Genomic DNA, 18,823 nt, shown 5'->3' with positions numbered 1-18,823 from the left:
CGGCAGGTCAGCGGTGCGCGCACCCACGGACGCTAGGAAGCACGGTCGACCGGAGCGGTGAGACAGGTATGGACGCCAGATGGCGGTCACCGCAACGGACGGCAATTCCCGGGGGCCTGGCCCTGTCCGGGCTGATGCCTTGGAGCGGTTGGGGCGTTGGGGCGCGCTCCCGTCAATCGTGATGAAGTCGACGCCGCGAGGCCCGCGCGCCATCTCGTCGGCACAGGGACTCCGCGACTTGCTGGTGTGGCTGAACCAGATCGAGATCTGGTTCGGGATCATCACCGGCAGTCGATCCGCTGTGGCACGTTCTCCGGCGTCAACGTCCTGGTCAAACAGATCCGCGACTACGTCAACTCCTGGAACGAGAACGCGAAGCGAACGGGGCTCGGCGCCGAGTACGCGGGCGGCCAAGTGGGGTTTGAGGCACCGGCCGCGCTCCTGCGTGTGCAGGGAGTTGGGGCACGGGCTTCGTGTGGTCCAGTCAGCTTGTGATGCTGGGAACTTGGGCCAGGAGAGCACGGGTTTCCGCGACAACGCGGTCGCTGAAGGCGGCGTCGCGTACCTGGGCGGAGCCGAGCATGGGCTTGCCGTTCTCGTCCAGGTACACACCAGATTGATATGACTGACCTGTCAGCGCGTCGACGAGCAGCCGGGCGGCGCGCTTCGGGGTGCTCCAGTACTTCACGAGCGGCGCCAGCGGCGCAAGCACGTACGTCGCCAGGAAGCGCAGGGTGGCGTTCGCGTCACGGCCGAGTCCGGTGCCGGGGTTGAAGCCGGGTTCGACCGCGATGAAGCGGAGCCTTGGAGTCTCGCGTGCGAGGGACAGGACGGTGGCGAGGTTGCCCTGTTTGGAGGTGGCGTAGGCGTCGAAGCCGGGCTTGGAGGATCCGCCGGGCTGCCATTCGCCGCGTGCGCCGGCTTCGGCGGAGATGTAGCGCGCGCCGCGGAATCCGGCGGTGACTGCGGGCTTGCGCTCCGGGTCCTCGACGCCCGAGCAGGTGAAGACGACGTTCGCATGATCGGGCAGGTGAGGGACGAGTGCCTCGGTCAGGGTGAACGGTCCGAGGTGGTTGGTCGTGAACACCAGGTCCCAGCCCTGGGGGGTTCGGTCGGTGCGGGACGTCATGATGCCGGCGTTGTTCAGCAGGCCGGCGAGGGGGAGGCCGAGCGCGACGATCTGTGCGGCGGCTCGGCGCACGCTCGGGATGTCGGAGAAGTCGCAGACGACCGATGTCGCGTGGCCCCCGGCCTTCGCGTTGATCTCGGTCTCCACCTCGTTGAGCTTGTCGGGGTCTCGGCCCACCAGCACGACGGTGCCGTGCCCGGCGAGTTCCAGCGCGGTGCGTCGGCCGATGCCGGACGTGGGCCCCGTGATGATCCAGGCTTGTCTCAGAGCTGGCATGGCGAATTCCTCAGTTCTTTCACGGTGGCGGTCTTGCCGGCGGCCGGCCCCCGGATGTGGGGAGAGGTCAGGCGCCTGACACAACCCGCCAGATGGCGTCGAAGGCCATGTCGATGAGAGGTTCGGCATCGGCGGGTTCGCGGATCACCGCGTCGATGGTGGTTTCGGCGATGGCGTTGGTGAGCATCAGGACGAAGCTGAGGGGAGCGTCCTGCATCGGGCCGCCTGCCCTGCACGTCTCCAGCAGGTCCGCGATGGCGCCGGAGGCGGCATGCACGGCTTGGTGGCTGGCGGCGGTGATGTCGTCGGACACCTGAAGCTGGGCAAGCGCGCGCCGCTTCTCCGGACTGTTCGTTGCCCAGCGCAGCCATTGAGTCCACATCCGGAGCATCCGCTCGCGCGGTTCGCCCTCGGTGGGGACGCCGGCGAGTGCCGTCGCTGCCATCTCGCTCTTCAGAGCGACGTAGAGCTCGTTGACGAGCGCCGCCTTCGTGTCGAAGTAGACGAAGAGCGATCCGTTGGAGACACCGGCCTCCTTGGCGATCGCCGCTGTCGGCGCCCCGAGCCCCTGGGAGGCGACGATGCGGGTCGCCGCCGACAGAATGGCGTTACGCCGGTCTTCGTTCCGTGGTCTGGCCATGACGTGAGACTATAAGAGAGTGACTGGTCAGTCAACTATTCTGACCATCCTGGCCGACAAGAAGATACGACGCGGAGTCCACAAGAACCTCCAGGCCCTCGATGGCACACCTGGTGCCGCGGTCCGGGCGGTGATCGCGATGGCCAGGGAGTTCGTCTGCCGTTCACGGCAGGCCGTCGCTGATCGCGCATGTCCGTGTCTTCGCGCTACAGCTCTGAGACACGTTCGAGGAGCACATACCAGGCCCCTTTGCAGCATCCGTAACCGCTGCCGCCTCCTGAAGAGAAGGGACGAAAGGGCGCGGCCTCGTCGCCGGCCGTGATGACGACCGGACGTCGCAGCGCACTGACCGGACCTGCCCGCCGCGCGGCCAACGGCTCGCGCGGCGGCCGACCTCCACCTCCGGCTCTGCGATCTGCACATGGCGCCGGCCGCGTATCGGTGGTCAACCGGCTCGCACACCGATGCGCCGGTGCGCCCCTATCGGCCGTCGATGACTACGTCCTCCTCGGTGATGACGCGCCCGAACGTCGACAGATCGATGAAGTTCTCGTGATCCGGGTCGACGGTCTTCAGGAAGTTGTCGCTGAAGAACAAGGCTTCGAGGTCGGCCATGGTGTCGAACCACGCTTCGACCACCGAGTCGTACTCCGGTTCCGGGTAGCGCGGTGCCGGAATGGGATACGACACGACGAACCGGCGGATGTACCGGTCTGCTTCCGGAATCGACATGAGCAGCGGGCGATGGATGTTCTGCTGGTAGTGCTTGAACTCGTCGTGGGTCATGCCTTCACGACGCTTGAGCGTAATGATCATCTTGATCACGGCGGGATGTCTCCTTCTGCTGGCTGAAGTTCTGCTGGCCCGGACAGTGCGCAGGCACTTCGTGGACAGGTGAGCGGGACGTGACAGGTCCGGCTCTGATCGACCTGCGCCCGCGGGCGGGGACGTGGTCAATCGAGTGCCTCCGTCCTGTGCTGTACGCCCGGAGCAAGGACGGTGCCGGAGGCACGTGGTCGGCTGCGGAGGCGTCGTGCGAGGACCCAGAAGAGCACGGTGGTGATCAGCTGGACGCCGAGCGCCACCGCGAAGGCGTGCTCCCAGCCGAGCCTGGGGGCCAGAGCGCCGAAGACTCCACCGATGGTGGCGATGCCGAGTCCCAGCGATGCCTGTTGCGCCGTCGTGAACAGACCGCCGGCCAGGCCCGCGACACGATGGGGCACCGCTGCCATGACCGTCCCGACGAGGGGGCCGTACTGGCTCGCCTGCGCCGCGCCGAGGAGCACGCCGAGCACTTCGAAGCAGCCGACCCAGATCTCGGCGCCCTTGCCCTGAGCGAACCACGAGGCCACGCCGAGCAGTATCAGGCCGGCACTCAGCAGGCCCGCGGCCAGCTCCATTGTGCGCTCGCCGAACCGCGCCATGATGCCCGGCATGCGAAGCCCGGCGAGTACGAAGGTCCCCGCGAACGCGGTCAGCGCGAGACCGGACTGGACCGGCGTCAACCCGAGGCCGACCTGGGTGAGCATCGAGTACTCGTAGCTGAACGCGCCGTAGCCGGCGAAAAGCAGCACAGCCATCAGTAGGCCGAGCCGAACCGAGGGCAGCCGCAGGCTGGAGGGCGCGACGAGAACCGGACGTCCCACACGCTCGCGCCGCCCCTGGTCGAGCCAGAAGCCGTACAACCCAAGGAACCCCAGTGCCACCAGCGCCGGCGCCCACCAGGCCCAGCCCGTTGCCGGGCCGAGCGACAGCCCGGCAACCAGAGCCAGGAGCGAAGTGCCCAGCCGAAGCGCGCCGCCGAGGTCGGGCCGTTCGGTGCTGTTCGGCGGATGAACCAGGAGCCGGCGCACACCGAGCAGCGCCAGGACACTGGGGATCGCGGAGGTCAGGACCGCCCCTCGCCATCCCGCGAAGGGCAGGCCGAGCCCCATGACGAGGCCGCCGACGACTTGACCCGCCACTGTTCCTACGCCGGAACTCGCGGTGAACGCCGCGAGCCCACGTGCCCGGGCGGGCTCGCTGCCCAAGGTCTGGACGATCGCCAGGGTCTGGGGCATCACGATCGCGGAGGACGCGCCTTGCAGGACGCGGGCGGCGACCAGCAGCCACAGACCGGGTGCCGCCGCGGCCAGCGCCGACGTCAGTGCGAGCGCAAGGAGCCCGATGCCCAGCAGCCGCCTGCGGCCATACCGGTCGCCGAGGCGGCCGGCGAGGATCAGCCCAGCCGCGAACGACACCGCGAACGCGGCGAGCACGAGGGCGACTTCGCCACGACTGGCGCCCAGTTCCGGTCCGAGGCGCGGGGCGGTGACATTGCCGATACTGAACGTGTACGTCGCGCCGAATGCCGCGACGTAAACCGACCAGGTCCGTTGCATGCACTCACCCTGCGCGTCCAGCGGGCCACGACCCAGAGTGCGGTGATGCTGGTGCTCGGACCACCAGTCTGGCCTGGTCTCACCGTGCGATGATCGAAGCCATGGCGGATGTACGATCTCGCGAACTCGGCGCGTACCTGCGGGCACGGCGTGACCGGCTCTCGCCCGCGGACGTGGGTCTGCCCGGCGGTGGCGGCCGACGCCGGGTGAAGGGACTGCGCCGGGAGGAGGTCGCGGTTCTCGCGAACGTCGGGTCGAGCTGGTACACCTGGCTCGAACAGGGACGTGACGTACGGCCCAGCGTCGAGGTGCTGGCCGCGATCGCGGACGCGTTGCGCCTGTCGAGCAGCGAGCGCCGGCACCTGTTCCTCCTCGGCGGACACCCGGACGCAGAACCACCCTCGAACTGCGAAGGGACAAGTGGCCGGGTGCAGACACTGCTGGACAGCCTCTCTCCGCACCCGGCGGTGGTGATGAACCCCTGGTTCGAGCCGCTGGCCTACAACGCGCCGTTCCGTTTCATGATCGACGACCTGGAGGCACTGCCGCCGGCCGATCGCAACTGCGCCTACCTGCATTTCACGCACCCCGACTGGATCGCCGGACACTCCGGCCACGAACGGGAATGCGCGGCCGTCGTGGCCAAACTGCGCGCGTACCACGGCGAGTCGGTCACCGATCCGGCGTGGGCGCCGTTGCTGGCACGACTCCGCGAGGAGTCACCGCTGTTCGTGCGCCTGTGGGAGCAGGCGGACGTGTCCACCGATCCCGGACGTGTGAAGCGCGTCCGGTCACGGCACGTCGGCAGCCTGTCCGTGCGCGCCATCACCCTGCTGCTTGAGGAGAACCCCCGCACCCGCGTCGTCGTGTACCAACCGGCGGATCGCACGACCCAGGAACGGCTCGAAGAGCTGGCCCACCGCATCGCCCGCGGCACCATCGACGGCCCGGCGCGTGTGCGGCACCTGCGTGCGGCAACCTGAGGGGACCGGTCGGGGCCCGGGGGACGCGCGGGCATGGCGAATGGTGGCTGCCCGGGGGCCGTACCGTTTCAGCTCGGCGTAGTCCGAGACGACGGCCCACAGTTCGCGGACCCCGGCACGGCCGACGCCCGCCCGGCCTCCACGGCCACCGTCCTCGCCCGCTCTGCAAGTACTCCAGGCACGGCGCAGGCAGGCGCTGCGCCTCATCGACTACCAGCACCCGCGCCTCGCTCAGTGCCCCCGCGACCGCGGCGTCGGCCGGCGCAGAGGTGTGTGGGAAGCGGCCCGGCAGCGCCAGAACATCGAACACCGCCCGCCTCATGCCGGCCACCGACGGGCGAACCGGTACCGGCACCGGCATCCACGTCACCTTCCAGCCTGGAGGCACTTCGTGAAGCGCCATCCGCCCGGCGACGGTCTTGCCCCGGCCCGGGTCGCCAAACACACACCGCGCCCTGCACCGCCATCGCCTGCCTCGTCTGCTGCTCTTCCCGCTCCGGCCGGACCACCGCACGGTCCGGCAAAACCCTGACAGCCTCCGAGTCCCGGCGCACCACGCGGTACAACGACGCCGGCGAACGCACCTGACCTCCGGCCTGCTTCAGATACCGGTGCAGCACCGCCACGTTCCCACCCTCCTGTGCCAGCACCTCCCACGCCTGGTCGGACAACTCCAGCCGGGCCCGGCGCCTGCGCTCCACACGGCCCTCAGTCCGCGCCGCCTCTCACCACCGCCACACCGTCCGCGCAGTCACCCCACCAACCTGGGCGCCCGCACGCACATGCGCCGTGGTCAACACCCCGGCCGCATCGAACTCCAGCAGCCGCGCCACCAGCACCGGCCGGGACACCCTCAGCCCTGTCGTGACCTCACCTCACACGCCCGGCTCGCCCACCGAAAAACCCTCCGCCGTGGACACCGACCCCACCACGGTGCGGCCGCGCAGACCTCCAAAGGATCAGAAGTGCCGTTCTCAAGACAGTGGAGCGGAGCGGGGTGTACCGCCCTATGACAGCCGCGTCGACTGCGGATACCACCCCACGACAGTGACCCTGCCCGTCCTCAGCACCCCACCAGCGGAAACACCCTGGCCTGACATGCCGTCACCGACACCCACCTACCGACACCGAACCGGCACATCGCACTCAGCGTGCTGCACTGCGAGAACTGGGAGTTGAGTGGGTGGAAAGGCAGCGTATTGGTAGCAGGCGGTACGCCGCCCTCGTCAACGCCGACACCGACGAGGCCCTTGTACGCCGGCGCGCTGCCACGCGTGAGGACTTCAGCGCCACAATCGAGGCGCAGGCCACCGACGGGGCCGCCCACTTGTCTGATCAGCGGTGCCTTGGGATCCCTTCGGGCGGATCCGCTCCACCGCCTGCGTGCCTGACCCGTGGGGTGCTCGGTGTTCCCGGCAGGATGTCAGGCATGGGCCACTGGGTGTACGAGTTCTCGGGCCCCGACTCGGGGGGCTAGCAGCCGGCGAGTGCGTTTGAGGGGTGTCCCGAGCCTGCTTTTCGCTACTGCCGTCGTGGCTGTGCGCGATGGTCGTCGCGCACAGCCGTTTTCCTACTCCTCCGTGACGGGTTCTTCAGCCCCGGTCTCCCCGGCCGCGGTGGGGGCCGGTTCCTCGGTCCCGGTCTCCTCGGCCGCGGGGGTCGCGGGTTCTTCTGCTTCCGTCTCCGCCGCCTCGGGGGTCGGCTCTTCGCCCTCCGCAGGGCCGGCCTCAGTCGTGGCCGGTGACTCCTCGGGGGTGGTCTCCGCCTCTGTTCCTTCGGCCGCAGTGGGCTCCTGCTCGGCGTCGCTCACGTGCTCACCGCCTTCCCGTGCTGACAGGCAGGAAGAGGCTCAGGGGTCGCCCGGTCGGACGACCGTCATGTTGCGGAATCCATTACTCATGATGTCACCGAACGGCATGACGTGCGGCTTGTCGCGAGGCCGCCTGGAACTCAGGAATCGTGCCGTAGGCCGCTGTGATCAGCCCCGACGGCGGGCGGCAGGGCCAGACGCGACGACGTGCGTGGCGACCGCGTCGACGCCGGGGCGGGCGTAGCGTTCCACGTCGTGCGGCTCGGGGGGCGCCGCGGCTGAAACTGCCGAAGACCCAAACCGCGTAGGGGCGTAGGAAGGGGCCCGGGGGCCACAGGGGCGGTGATGCTGGTCGGGCGCCGAAGGGTCGCCGCAGCCGTCGCCGGAGTCGGGGAGCGGGCGGACGAGTCAACCACGGTCACGCGATGCCTATCACCGGTCCACGCCTCCCATCACCGGGTCGATGCCGGCCACCGCGACGATCACGTCCGCGACCTGCCCGCCCTCGCACATCGCGGCCACCGTCTGAAGGTTGGTGAAGCTCGGGTCGCGGAAGTGCACCCGGTACGGACGCGTGCCGCCGTCGGAGACGACGTGCACGCCCAGCTCGCCCCTGGGGGACTCGACCGCTGTGTATGCCTGCCCCGGCGGGACGCGGAAGCCCTCCGTCACCAGCTTGAAGTGGTAGATCAGCGCCTCCATGGACTCGCCCATGATCTTGCGGATGTGGTCGAGCGAGTTGCCGAGCCCGTCCGCGCCGAGCGCCAGCCGGGCCGGCCACGCGATCTTCTTGTCCGCGACCATCACCTCGCCGCCGCCCATGAGCCGTTCCAGGCACTGCTCGACGATCCGCAGCGACTGCTCCATCTCGTGCAGCCGGATCAGGAACCGCCCGTAGGAGTCGCAGGTGTCCGCGGTCTCGACCTCGAAGTCATAGCCCTCGTACCCACAGTACGGCTGCGACTTGCGCAGGTCGTGCGGCAGGCCGGTGGCCCGCAGGATCGGGCCGGTCGCGCCCAGCGCCATGCAGCCCGCCAAGTTCAGATAGCCGACGTCCATCAGCCGGGCCTTGAAGACCGGGTTGTTGGTGGCGAGCTTGTCGTACTCGGGCAGCCGCGAGCGCAGCAGCCTCACGCCCTCACGGATCTTGTCCAGCGCGCCGGGCGGCAGGTCCTGCGCCAGCCCGCCGGGCCGCACGTAGCCGTGGTTCATGCGCAGGCCGGTGACCAGCTCGAAGATGTCGAGGATGACCTCACGGTCACGGAAGCCGTAGACCATCAGCGTGGTGGAGCCGATCTCCATCCCGCCCGCGGCCACCGCGACCAGGTGTGAGGAGATCCGGTTGAGCTCCATCATCAGCACCCTGATGACGCTCGCCCGCTCCGGGATGTCGTCCGTGATGCCCAGCAGCTTCTCCACCGCCAGGCAGTAGGCCGTCTCGTTGAACAGCGGCATCAGGTAGTCCATGCGGGTCACGAACGTCGTGCCCTGGACCCAGTTCCTGAACTCCATGTTCTTCTCGATGCCGGTGTGCAGATAGCCGACGCCGCAGCGGGCCTCCTTCACCGTCTCGCCGTCGATCTCCAGGATCAGCCGCAGCACACCGTGCGTGGACGGGTGCTGCGGACCCATGTTGACGATGATCCGCTCGTCGTCCGCCTTCGCGACCGCGGAGACGATCTCGTCCCAGCCGCCTCCGGTGATCGTGTAGACGTGACCCTCGGTGGTGTCGCGGGCGCCTGTCGGTCCATGCTCGGGGCTGCTCATCGGCTGTAGGACCTCCGGTGTGGTCGCCGATCGCGTCCGCGGGTATACGGGCTGCGCGCGACCAGGACACATCATCCAGAATTGCGCATTGTCGGCAGGAATGCCCACCCGTCCCGGCTCGGTGACGCACTGGGCGGTGGCTCGGGCGCCGGGTGGGGAGCCGGGCGGGGAAGCGCCGAGCTGGAACGTGGTCGGCCTTTGTGGTGCCGGCCGTGGCCGCGCAATCGGCGCGATAGGCGGCGCCGGCCGGGTTCGGGCCCGGCGGTGCTGGTGGTTCGCCGGGCACTGCTGTATTCGGCGACGCAAGAGGGAGCCCGGCGCAAGACCGGGACTGCCCCGCAGCGGAGAGCGGGAACGACCGCCGTCACACGCGCTGGATCCGACATACCGGGCCTGGGAAGCGACGGCCAGCAGGGGGTCTCGTACGACACGGGACACGCCCGCGAGTCCGAAGATCTGCCACCGGTGCGTACGCCGGACAGCGGTGTGCGTCGGGGCCCGGGTCCTGGCCCGGGTCCCGGGGCTGCGCGTGGACCTCGCACGGCCGGACGTCACCCTGGCCGTCCGCCTTCCCGACATCCAGCTCGTCAGTGGCGTCCTGCTCGACGGCGTACTCCCCAGTCACAGTGGCGGGACCGGGCCGGATTCACATCGGCTTCCCTGCACCGCGGGCCTTGTACTCGCGACTACATAGTTGGGCGCCCTAGTAAATCCAGCGCTGCGGGACGGTCCCGTGCGCGCCGAGGACGGCGAGGACGGTCGACTCGGTGGTGAGGGTGTCCCAGGCACGCCAGTCCGTCGGTCCGTGGGCGTCCAGGACACCGCGCAATGCCACAGTGTCGGCCGCTCCGCCGGACTTGCGGGCACGGGCGTCGGCGCGAGCGCGCTCGCGCTGCTCGTTCATCAGGGCGGTGAAACCCTCGCGGTCGACCTCGACGCCCTGTTCGGCGGCCATCTCCAGGGTGAGGTCGATGGGAAAGCCGTAGGTGTCATGGAGCAGGAACGCCTGGGCGCCGGGCAGCGAACGGCCGCCTGCTTCCTTGACCTTGGTGACGGCCGTGTCCAGCACGGTGGTGCCCTGCTTGAGGGTCGTACGGAAGGCATCCTCCTCCCCGTACGCCTGGTCGGCGATGCGGGCGAAGCCTTCGGTGACCTCCGGGTAGGAGGGGGCCATGCAGTCGCGAGCGACCGGCAGCAGCTCGGGCAGGGCGGGATCGTGGAAGCCGAGCCGGCGCATGGAGCGGACCGACCGGCGCAGGATGCGGCGCAGGACGTAGCCCCGGCCCTCGTTGCCGGGGGTGGTGCCGTCGGCGAGGAGCATGAGGACGGTACGCACGTGGTCCGCGACCACGCGGAGACGGACATCTGCCCGCGCGTCGGCACCGTAGCGGACGCCGGCCAGTTCGGCGGCCCGGTCGAGGACGGGTCGGGTCTCGTCGATCTCGTACAGGTTGTCCCTGCCCTGGAGGAGAGTGGCCATCCGTTCCAGACCCATGCCGGTGTCGATGCTGCGGCGGGGCAGTTCGCCGAGGATCGGAAGCCGGACTTGCCAGTGCCCTCACCGCGCTCGTACTGCATGAAGACGAGGTTCCAGAACTCCATGTACCGGTCCTCGTCGACCGCCGGTCCGCCCTCGCGGCCGAGGGCCGGACCCCGGTCGTAGTACAGCTCCGAGCACGGGCCGCAGGGCCCGGGCACGCCCATGGACCAGAAGTTGTCCTCGTCCCCGCGGGCGACGATCCGCTCGTCCGTGAGGCCGGCGACCTCGCGCCAGATGCCACGGGCGTCGGTGTCGGAGTGGTGGACGGTCACCCAGATCCTCCCCGGGTCGAGCCCGTAACCGCCCTCGGCCTGCGGCTTCGTCGACAGCTCCCAGGCGAACGCGATGGCCTCTTCCTTGAAGTAGTCACCGAAGGAGAAGGTGCCGTTCATCTGGAAGAACGAACCGTGCCGGGCGGTCCTGCCCACCTCTTCGATGTCCAGCGTGCGCAGGCACTTCTGGACACTTGTGGCCCGGGCGTACGGGGCGGCCTGCTCGCCGGTCAGGTACGGCTTGAACGGCACCATGCCCGCGTTGACGAACAGCAGCGTCGGATCGGGAGTGGGCAGCGGCGCGCTGGGCACCACGGTGTGGCCACGTGCGTCGAAGAAGTCGAGGAAGCGCTGGCGGATGTCGGCGGTACGCAAGGGTCTCACTGCTCCGGTCGATAGGTCATGAGGGGCGGGGGCGGCTGCGCGGGCCGGGTGGCGGGGGCCGAGGACAGCGGCATGGCCCATACCCCTGGGTACGGGATGCGTGACCTGGGTCCAGCCGACCCGCTCGTAGAAGCGGGGAAGGGCGCCGGGGTGGTCCAGGTCGTCGCCCAGCCCGGCACCGTGGGCCCGTCGAGCGCGAGGGCGGCGGTGAAGCCGGAGCGCCGCACGTCCTGGGCGGGTCGCTCCATGCAGGCATCGGCGCGTTCCGGCGCCCCCCACCACGGTGAGGCATCGGCGCGTTCGGGCGCCCCCCACCACGGTGAGGCACCGAGCGCGTCCGCGTATACGGCGCGCACCCCGTCCGCGTACGGCGGCAGACCCCGCCCGGAGACCTGCCGGACAACCGCAGACATCAGGCGGCCTGCGGTGAGGGGGCCGGACGCGGGGCCAGGGCGGCGTACTCCAGCGGCGCCGACGGATCGATGGACACCTCCAGTGGCGCGGGCTCGGCCCCGGAGCGGGCGAGGAGGTCGCCGACGGCCGCGATCATGGCGCCGTTGTCCGTGCACAGCGTCATCGGCGGCACCCGCAGCTCCACCCCGGCGGCGGCGCACCACTGCTCGGCCAGGCCGCGGACCCGGGAGTTCGCCGCGACGCCACCGACCACGATCAGCGTCTTCACGTCGTAGGCGCGGCAGGCTGCGAGCGCCTTACGGGTCAGCACGTCAGCGACGGCCTCCTGCAGGGCGGCGGCACCGTCGGCCACCGGCACCTCCGCACCGCGCAGCCGGTACCTCTCCACCCACCGGGCCGCGGCCGTCTTGAGGCCCGAGAAGGAGAATGCGTACGGGTCGTCGCCTGGGCGCGTGAGGGGCCGGGGGAAGTCGACCGCGCGCGGGTCGCCCGTCCGTGCCGCACGGTCGATCGCCGGCCCGCCCGGGTAGGGCAGGCCGAGGATGCGGGCGACCTTGTCGAAGCACTCGCCGGCCGCGTCGTCGCGGGTGTCCCCGAGGTGCAGGATCGGCTCGCGCACCAGATCCCGCACGAGCAGCAGCGAAGTGTGTCCGCCGGAAACGATCAGCACGACGCACGGAGCGGGCAGCGGCCCGTGCTCCAGCGTGTCCGCGGCCACGTGACCGGCCAGGTGATGCACCCCGTACAGCGGCACCCCCGCCGCGTAGGCGAGCGACTTGGCTCCGGCGAGGCCGACTTGCAGGGCGCCGGAGAGACCTGGGCCGGTGGTGACGGCGACGGCGTCGATCTGGCCCAGCCGCAGCCCTGCCTGGTCAAGTGCCTCACGCACGACCGGGTTGAACGCCTGGAGGTGCGCGCGGGCGGCGATCTCGGGCACGACCCCGCCGAAGCGGGCGTGTTCGTCCATGCTCGACGCCACGACATGGGCGAGGAACTTCCCGTCCCGCACGATCCCGGCGCCGGTCTCGTCACACGAGGACTCGATCCCGAGAACCACTGGTCCACCCATCGACCCAGCTCCTTCTGCGCGAAATCCGCACCTGCAATATATGTGCAATAAAGGCTAGGGGCACCTCCGGCCTCACACACAGGACGACGACGCCAGGGAGACGCCCGGCTTCCTCTGCGCGAACTTTCACGCCGGCCAGGACGGGCAGCACCCCAAGGCCGACCGCGAAAGGGGTATTTCCAGAACCGGGACGGAGTCTCGGGTCGCAGGCAGGGCCGGGGACGGTGCGGACGTGGACGCAGGCGGGTGCCGAGCCCAGTTCGTCGGGTTTGTCTGTGAGGTCCAGGACAACGAGGACGCATAAGCCCGGTGGCGGCCGCCTGCGGCGACTCACGTGAGATCATCCGTCCATGAGCAGCGATCTGGAAGTCAGTGCTCTGGCGATCAATGTCGCGATCCCGCAGGCGCTCCGCTGGACGGACACTCGACGCGGTCAAGCGTTCACGCTGACCACACTCAACGTCCGGCTTCTCCCGGACGGTCACCTCGCCGTGAAGGCCTATGGCCGACCAGTCGGTGGTGGCCGGGGCGCATACGTCTCGTTCCCCGTCCCCGATGACCCCGAACTGGCGGCCCTGGTCTCCGACGCCGCCAGCCGTGCCGGGGCGTTGTGGGCCGCCCACCGTGGTCTCGGCTGAGCTCAGGGCGCATATCGGACCGTGATCAATCTGCGGGAATCGCCCTCGCGGCGGGGCCCGGACCGGTAGGTCTTCTTGCGCGACGCGCGTGCAACTGACTGACGATGAACGGGCGTTCGTCGGACCATACCTGCCGATGCAGATCCCGAGGCTGCAGACCCTCCTCGCCCCCTGGACCGGCACCTATGGTTTGCCACCGACGTTTGACCGGTGGGACGGCTGTGGTCAGTGGCCGCCGCTCGGGGGCTCGCAGCCAGTGCCGTCGGGATAGCCGCCGAAGGCATCCGCCTTGGTGGCGTCATCGCTCATCGTGCCCTCCACACACCAGGGAGAGGCGCCGACGTCGATGAGGAAGCCCACCCCGGCGGACCCGTCCTGGTACGTCTGCATCTTTCCGGCGGAGTAGCCGAGGCGGGTGAGCGCGTCGCGGACGCTGTCCGGGGCGAAGTCGCCGCGCCGGCGCAGCGGTTCGAGCGCACTCTTGACACGTCCGACGGCGGTGAGCCCGTCGCAGCGGCTCTGGCCGTGGAGCGGGATGGGAACTCTGAAGCCGTGGTTCTCGGCGTAGTGGTCGGTCGGCGGCACGGCTGAGCCGGGGGTGGTGGCGGCCGTGGGAGCAGTCGGCTCGGGGTTCTCGCCGGGGCAGGGGAAGTCCGCCGGTGTACTCGGCGTCGATATGCCGGTCGGTGTGGGATGCGAACGTCGGTACGCGTCGGCGGTATCCCCTGCTCGCTGCGTTCCGCACCCCGCGGCCAGCAGGGCCATCGCCGTCAACGGGATCATCCCGAGCCGGGCTCTCGTCTTCCTCGACGTCGTCATCCCCCGATCCTCTCCCGAATTTCGGGGGGCGTCATGAGTCCCTTCAACTCGGTCGTTTCGGCTTCCCTGCCAGTGGACCTGGTCGTACGGGGCGAGGAAACGGGGATGCCGAGTGGCCGTACCGGCTGGGGTGCCGTCCTTGCTCTGACTCAGGTCGCTGGTTTCCCATGGCTCTGGTCACCATGCGGTGATGACAGGCGGGTTCGTGCTGCCGCCATGCCTCGTTGAGGCGCACGAGCCGGTCCGCGGCGGCGATGCCGCGCAGGGACGCGACCTTGCCGTCGCTGACTTCGAACGCCACGGCGCCCACGACCCGATCGGCGACCACGGCGAGGACGGCCGGGGAGCCGTTGACCAGCGCGATATGCATCGCGATCGAGCCGCCGGCCAGCCGCCGTTTCGCCGACGTGGGCTTGAAGCCGGCCCGCACGTAGGAGGCGACCCGCTCGCGCGTCTCGTACCGCAGCAGCCGCTTGCTCAGTCCGGCGCCGTCCGAGACCGCCGTCACGTCGTCGGTGAGCAGCGCCACCAGTCGTTCGGTGCGCCCCGACATCGCGGCGGCGAGAAACTCCTCGACGACCCGGCGCGCGGACGCCGGGTCGGTCTCGCCGCCGCGGCGGCGCCCGGCGGTGACCCGGATGCGGGCCCGGTGGACATGCTGCTGGCTCGCGGACTCGGTGATGTCGAGGATCCCCGCGATCTCGGCGTGGCTGTACGAGAATGCCTCACGCAGGACGTAAACGGCCCGTTCGACCGGCGAGAGGCGCTCCATCAGGGTCAGTACGGCCAAGGACACCGATTCGCGCTGCTCGAAGGTGTCGGCCGGGCCGAGCATCGGGTCGCCCTCCAGGAGCGGCTCGGGCAGCCAGGCACCGGCCGCTCGCTCGTGGCGCGCCTGCGCCGAGCGGAGCCGGTCGAGGCAGAGATGGGTGACGACCTTGGCCAGCCACGCTTCCGGCACCCCGACCCGTTCGCGGTCCGCGGCCTGCCAGCGCAGGAACGTGTCCTGTACGGCGTCCTCGGCGTCGGCGGCCGAGCCAAGCAGACGGTACGCGAGCGAGGCCAGCCGTCCCCGGCTGGCCTCGAAGCGATCGATGGCGGCGCTGTCCATGTGCAGCAGCCTATGCGGCGACCCTCACACCGGCCCGGTCGGGCGCGCTGGCCAGGCGGCGCCTGCGCTTCGGCATGCCGAAGGTCGGGTGGACGATGCCCCATCCCGCCCCTTTGAGCACGCCCGACTTGAGCCGCGCGGCGGTCCGGCCGCCCAGGTACCAGGACTTCGACCGGGCGTCCCCGTCCACCATCTGGAAGATCGCATCCCGCCGCCCGAGGCTGATGTGGTTGCCGTGGTACTTCAGCCCGGTGGTCGGGACCTCACTGCTTGTCAGGCGCGCGATGATCGCGGCGGTCGCCTGCATGGTGGTGAAGCCTGCCGAGGCGCAGGACATCGGCAGCGGCCGGCCGTTCTCGCCGATCGCGTAGGCACAGTCACCGGCGGCGTAGACGTCGGGGTGCGAGACCGAGCGCATGGTGCGGTCGACGACGATCTGGCCGGTCCCGGCGACCTCAAGGCCGCTGGCGGCCGCGATGGGGTGCACGGTGAACCCGGCCGACCACACGGTCACGTCGGCCGGGATGGACGTACCGTCAGCGGCGATCGCCCGTGTCGGCTCGACGACTTCGATGCCTCTGTGCTCGTGGACGGTGATGCCGAGTCGGTCGAACGCCTGGCGCAGGTGACGGCGGGCCTTCGGGGAGAGCCAGGCGCCCAGCTCGCCGCGAGCGGCGAGCGTGACGGAGAGGTCGGGCCGGGACTCGGCGAACTCGGTGGCGGTCTCGATGCCGGTCAGCCCCTCACCGACGACGAGCACGGTGCCGCCCTCGCTCAGGCCGGCCAGGCGCTCGCGCAGACGCAGCGCCGAGGACAGGCCGGTGACGTCGAAGGCGTACTCGGCCGCGCCGGGGACGCCATGGTGGGCGACGGAGCTGCCGAGCGTGTAGTGAAGCGTGTCGTACGCGAGCTCGGCGTCGCCGTCCTCGTCGGTCACGGCGACGCTCCTGCGCTCGGGGTCGACGCCGGTGACGCGCGCCAGGCGCAGCCGTACCCCGGTGCCCGCGAATACGTCGGCGAGCTTGCGAAACGCGAGGTCCTGACCGATCGCGAGCTGGTGGAGCCGCATCCGCTCGACGAAGTCGGGCACGGCGTTGACGACGGTGATCTCGGTGTCGGCGGGGGAGAGCCGGCGTGCCAGGTTCCCGGCGGCGAAGGCCCCGGCGTATCCGGCGCCGAGGACGACGATACGGTGCTTCATGGCGTTGCTCCTGTCTCGTTCGCGTGCCCCTTGAACGAGACGGCGCCCCGATTGCTGACAGGAGCCGCGTGTGACGTGGGTCACCGAACCAGGCGGCACGTCTGGGGGCGCCTTCGAACTCCGGGTCCATCGGCGGGCGTTCGGGGGCGGCGGTGAACTCGATCATCCGCTTCCCGTGGCGGGCTGCGGCTTGCCGCCCGGTCTCGTCCGGCGCGGACCCGGTCCGGCATCGAGACCGGCCGTCTGTTCCCCGCGCGCAACGACCGCTGCGCCGTGGGCGTTTCGGCCGGACGGGTGGACCGGCGAGCCGGATCGGGCGGCGTGCGCGGCGTGGGTGCGTAGCTCCTTGCCGGACAGGTGCCGCGGGCGGCTATAGTGCAGAAACGGAACCTGCGGAAACGTCGGCAGGCCCCTGTATCGCGGGGCACCGGCGGTTTCCGACGCCACTGCTGCGAGTCGACCCTCGTGCGGTTCCTTTCTCCGGCTCTCCGTCGCGTCGCCCGATCCGCACGCGATGCGTCTTTCTCGGCGCGGTGAGAGCCGTCCACATCGAGCGACGCGGCACCCGTGGGCCCACCGGGCCCTCGGCACGCGCGCGAACACCGCACACGTTTGGGGAAGATGACGTGACTGAGGCGATGACTGGTGCCCGGATTCTGGTCCGGGCCCTGGAAGAGGCGGGAGTTGAGATCCTGTTCGGGATGCCGGGCGGGAACATCCTGCCCGCCTATGACCCGTTGATGGACTCGACACGGCTGCGGCACATCCTGGTGCGGCACGAGCAGGACGCCGGGCACGCGGCCGCCGGATACGCGAGCGCGACGGGCCGGCCGGGGGTGTGCCTGGCGACGTCGGGGCCCGGCGCGACAAACCTGGTGACGGCCCTGGCCGACGCCGCGATGGACTCGGTGCCCGTGGTCGCGGTGACCGGTCAGGCGGCCCGCCATCTGCTGGGCACCGACTCCTTCCAGGAGGCCGACATCTGCGGCATCACCCGGAGCATCACCAAGCACAACTGGCTGGTGCGCGCGGCACGGGACATTCCGCGCACGATCGCGGAAGCCTTTCACGTCGCCACCACCGGACGGCCCGGTCCGGTCCTGGTGGACATCCCGAAGGACGTCCTTCAGGAGCGTGCGCCGTATGCGTGGCCCGAGCGTATCGACCTGCCGGGTCTGAAACCCACGCCGCGCCCCCACCCGCACAGCCTCCTCCAGGCGGCCGAGGCGCTGCGAACGGCTCAACGGCCGGTGCTGTACGCGGGCGGCGGTGTCGTCAAGGCCGACGCCGCCGCGGAACTGGCGCACTTCGTCGAGCTCACGGGTGTACCCGTGGTCACCACGCTCATGGCGCGCGGCGCCTTCCCGGCGAGCCATCGCCGGCATCTGGGGATGCCGGGCATGCACGGCACGGTTCCCGCGGTCGCCGCCCTGCAACATGCCGACCTGGTCCTCGCGGTGGGCGCCCGCTTCGACGACCGTGTCACCGGCGACCCCACGACGTTCGCCCGGCACGCGAAGATCGTGCACGCCGACATCGACCCGGCGGAGATCGGCAAGAACCGCCGGGTCGACATCCCCATCGTGGGTGACGCACGCGAGGTGCTCACCGGCCTCATCGACACGGTCGGCCGGCTCGCCGAGCGGACGCCCTGGGCGCCTGTCGCCCGCTGGTGGGACACCATCGAGGCATGGCGCGACGCCCATCCGATGACGTACGAGACACCCGGTGACGGCTCGCTCGCCCCACAGCAGGTCATCGAGCGGATCGGGCAACTGGCCGGCCCCGACGCCGTGTATGTCTCCGGGGTCGGTCAGCACCAGATGTGGGCCAGCCACTACCTTCCGCTGGAGCGTCCTCGCTCCTTCCTGAACTCGGGTGGTGCGGGCACCATGGGATACGCGCTGCCCGCCGCGATGGGCGCCAAACTGGCGCGGCCCGACACCACCGTGTGGGCCGTCGACGGTGACGGCTGCTTCCAGATGACCTGCCGCACCCTGGCCACCTGCGCCATCGAGGGCATTCCCATCAAGGTCGCGGTGATCAACAACGCCGGACTGGGCATGGTGCGCCAGTTGCAGTCCTTGTTCTTCGACGACCGCCACTTCGGCACCGACTGCGCCACCCGCCATCTCCCCGACTTCGCTGCCATGGGGGAGGCGTACGGCGGCGTCGGCCTGCGCTGCGACCGCGCCGCGGACCTCGACACCACCATCCACACGGCCATGGAGATCGACGACTCCCCCGTCGTCGTGGACTTCGTCGTGAACCAACAGGAGATGGTCTGGCCGATGATCGCGGCCGGAGCCTCAAACGACGCCATCCGCGTCGCCCGCAGCACCGCCCCGCTCTGGGACACGGCCGACTGAACAGCGGGCTGGTGTGTGCT

Annotated in this window: 14 protein-coding genes, 2 pseudogenes and 2 riboswitches; of the genes and pseudogenes, 3 read left to right on the top strand and 13 right to left on the bottom strand. The window is 70.2% G+C overall.

Features of this window, described 5'->3' with window-relative positions; all coding sequences use genetic code 11:
- Positions 1–484: 484 nt before the first annotated feature.
- The 4 genes from AC27LF_RS26405 to AC27LF_RS26390 all read right to left on the bottom strand — a co-directional run bounded on the left by AC27LF_RS26405 (position 485) and on the right by AC27LF_RS26390 (position 4,426).
- A complete protein-coding gene (locus AC27LF_RS26405; RefSeq protein ID WP_479658716.1) occupies positions 485–1,405 on the bottom strand; it encodes an SDR family NAD(P)-dependent oxidoreductase in 921 nt (306 codons plus the stop codon).
- A 67-nt stretch (positions 1,406–1,472) separates the two neighbouring features.
- Positions 1,473–2,045, bottom strand: a complete 573-nt coding sequence (locus tag AC27LF_RS26400) for a TetR/AcrR family transcriptional regulator (protein ID WP_479658715.1) — start codon at positions 2,043–2,045, stop codon at positions 1,473–1,475.
- 480 nt (positions 2,046–2,525) lie between these two features.
- Positions 2,526–2,861, bottom strand: coding sequence for an EthD domain-containing protein (locus AC27LF_RS26395; protein ID WP_479658754.1), 336 nt, complete (start codon positions 2,859–2,861; stop codon positions 2,526–2,528).
- 137 nt (positions 2,862–2,998) lie between these two features.
- Positions 2,999–4,426, bottom strand: a complete 1,428-nt coding sequence (locus AC27LF_RS26390; RefSeq protein WP_479658714.1) for an MFS transporter — start codon at positions 4,424–4,426, stop codon at positions 2,999–3,001.
- 101 nt (positions 4,427–4,527) lie between these two features.
- Here AC27LF_RS26390 and AC27LF_RS26385 point away from each other — a divergent pair, with 101 nt between their 5' ends.
- Positions 4,528–5,409: a helix-turn-helix transcriptional regulator gene (locus AC27LF_RS26385; RefSeq protein WP_479658713.1), complete on the top strand. Its 882-nt coding sequence runs from the start codon at positions 4,528–4,530 to the stop codon at positions 5,407–5,409.
- Positions 5,410–5,632: 223 nt separating this feature from the next.
- On the opposite strand, the pseudogene AC27LF_RS26380 reads toward AC27LF_RS26385, so the two are convergent.
- The 6 genes and pseudogenes from AC27LF_RS26380 to tsaD form a co-directional block, all read right to left on the bottom strand.
- Positions 5,633–5,812, bottom strand: a pseudogene (locus tag AC27LF_RS26380) (ATP-binding protein); the annotation flags it as partial.
- A 1,167-nt stretch (positions 5,813–6,979) separates the two neighbouring features.
- Positions 6,980–7,219 carry a hypothetical protein gene (locus tag AC27LF_RS26375; protein WP_479658712.1) on the bottom strand — a complete coding sequence of 80 codons (240 nt, stop codon included), beginning with the start codon at positions 7,217–7,219 and terminating at the stop codon, positions 6,980–6,982.
- Between the two features lie 432 nt (positions 7,220–7,651).
- Complete coding sequence (locus tag AC27LF_RS26370) at positions 7,652–8,986, bottom strand: NADH-quinone oxidoreductase subunit D (RefSeq protein ID WP_479658711.1); 1,335 nt, start codon at positions 8,984–8,986, stop codon at positions 7,652–7,654.
- A 264-nt stretch (positions 8,987–9,250) separates the two neighbouring features.
- Positions 9,251–9,455, top strand: a riboswitch (cobalamin riboswitch).
- Positions 9,456–9,522: 67 nt separating this feature from the next.
- A riboswitch (cobalamin riboswitch) is annotated at positions 9,523–9,645 on the bottom strand.
- Positions 9,646–9,707: 62 nt separating this feature from the next.
- A pseudogene (gene alaS / locus AC27LF_RS26365) lies at positions 9,708–11,173 on the bottom strand (alanine--tRNA ligase); the annotation flags it as partial.
- Positions 11,174–11,178: 5 nt separating this feature from the next.
- Complete coding sequence (locus AC27LF_RS26360) at positions 11,179–11,595, bottom strand: hypothetical protein (protein WP_479658710.1); 417 nt, start codon at positions 11,593–11,595, stop codon at positions 11,179–11,181.
- Positions 11,595–12,665 (bottom strand): tRNA (adenosine(37)-N6)-threonylcarbamoyltransferase complex transferase subunit TsaD, encoded by a 1,071-nt coding sequence (gene tsaD, locus AC27LF_RS26355; protein WP_479658709.1) that lies wholly within the window; start codon positions 12,663–12,665, stop codon positions 11,595–11,597. The genes AC27LF_RS26360 and tsaD overlap by 1 nt, the downstream gene beginning before the upstream one ends.
- A gap of 350 nt (positions 12,666–13,015) precedes the next feature.
- On the opposite strand from tsaD, the gene AC27LF_RS26350 reads away from it, so the two are divergent.
- Entirely contained in the window at positions 13,016–13,303 is a 288-nt protein-coding gene (locus AC27LF_RS26350) for a hypothetical protein (RefSeq protein WP_479658708.1), read from the top strand.
- 225 nt (positions 13,304–13,528) lie between these two features.
- On the opposite strand, the gene AC27LF_RS26345 is transcribed toward AC27LF_RS26350, so the two are convergent.
- The 3 genes from AC27LF_RS26345 to AC27LF_RS26335 are packed head-to-tail and all read right to left on the bottom strand — an operon-like array spanning position 13,529 to position 16,434.
- Complete coding sequence (locus tag AC27LF_RS26345) at positions 13,529–14,122, bottom strand: hypothetical protein (protein WP_479658707.1); 594 nt, start codon at positions 14,120–14,122, stop codon at positions 13,529–13,531.
- A 43-nt stretch (positions 14,123–14,165) separates the two neighbouring features.
- Positions 14,166–15,233, bottom strand: a complete 1,068-nt coding sequence (locus tag AC27LF_RS26340; protein ID WP_479658706.1) for a sigma-70 family RNA polymerase sigma factor — start codon at positions 15,231–15,233, stop codon at positions 14,166–14,168.
- Positions 15,234–15,243: 10 nt separating this feature from the next.
- Positions 15,244–16,434: an NAD(P)/FAD-dependent oxidoreductase gene (locus AC27LF_RS26335; RefSeq protein WP_479658705.1), complete on the bottom strand. Its 1,191-nt coding sequence runs from the start codon at positions 16,432–16,434 to the stop codon at positions 15,244–15,246.
- A 548-nt stretch (positions 16,435–16,982) separates the two neighbouring features.
- Between AC27LF_RS26335 and AC27LF_RS26330 the strand changes: the two genes are divergently transcribed.
- Entirely contained in the window at positions 16,983–18,803 is a 1,821-nt protein-coding gene (locus AC27LF_RS26330) for an acetolactate synthase large subunit (protein ID WP_479658753.1), read from the top strand.
- Positions 18,804–18,823 lie beyond the last annotated feature (20 nt).

The organism is Streptomyces diversicolor (assembly GCF_057537855.1).
The sequence above is the reverse complement of the archived record's forward strand: the minus strand, read 5'-3'. Positions and strand labels throughout refer to the sequence as shown.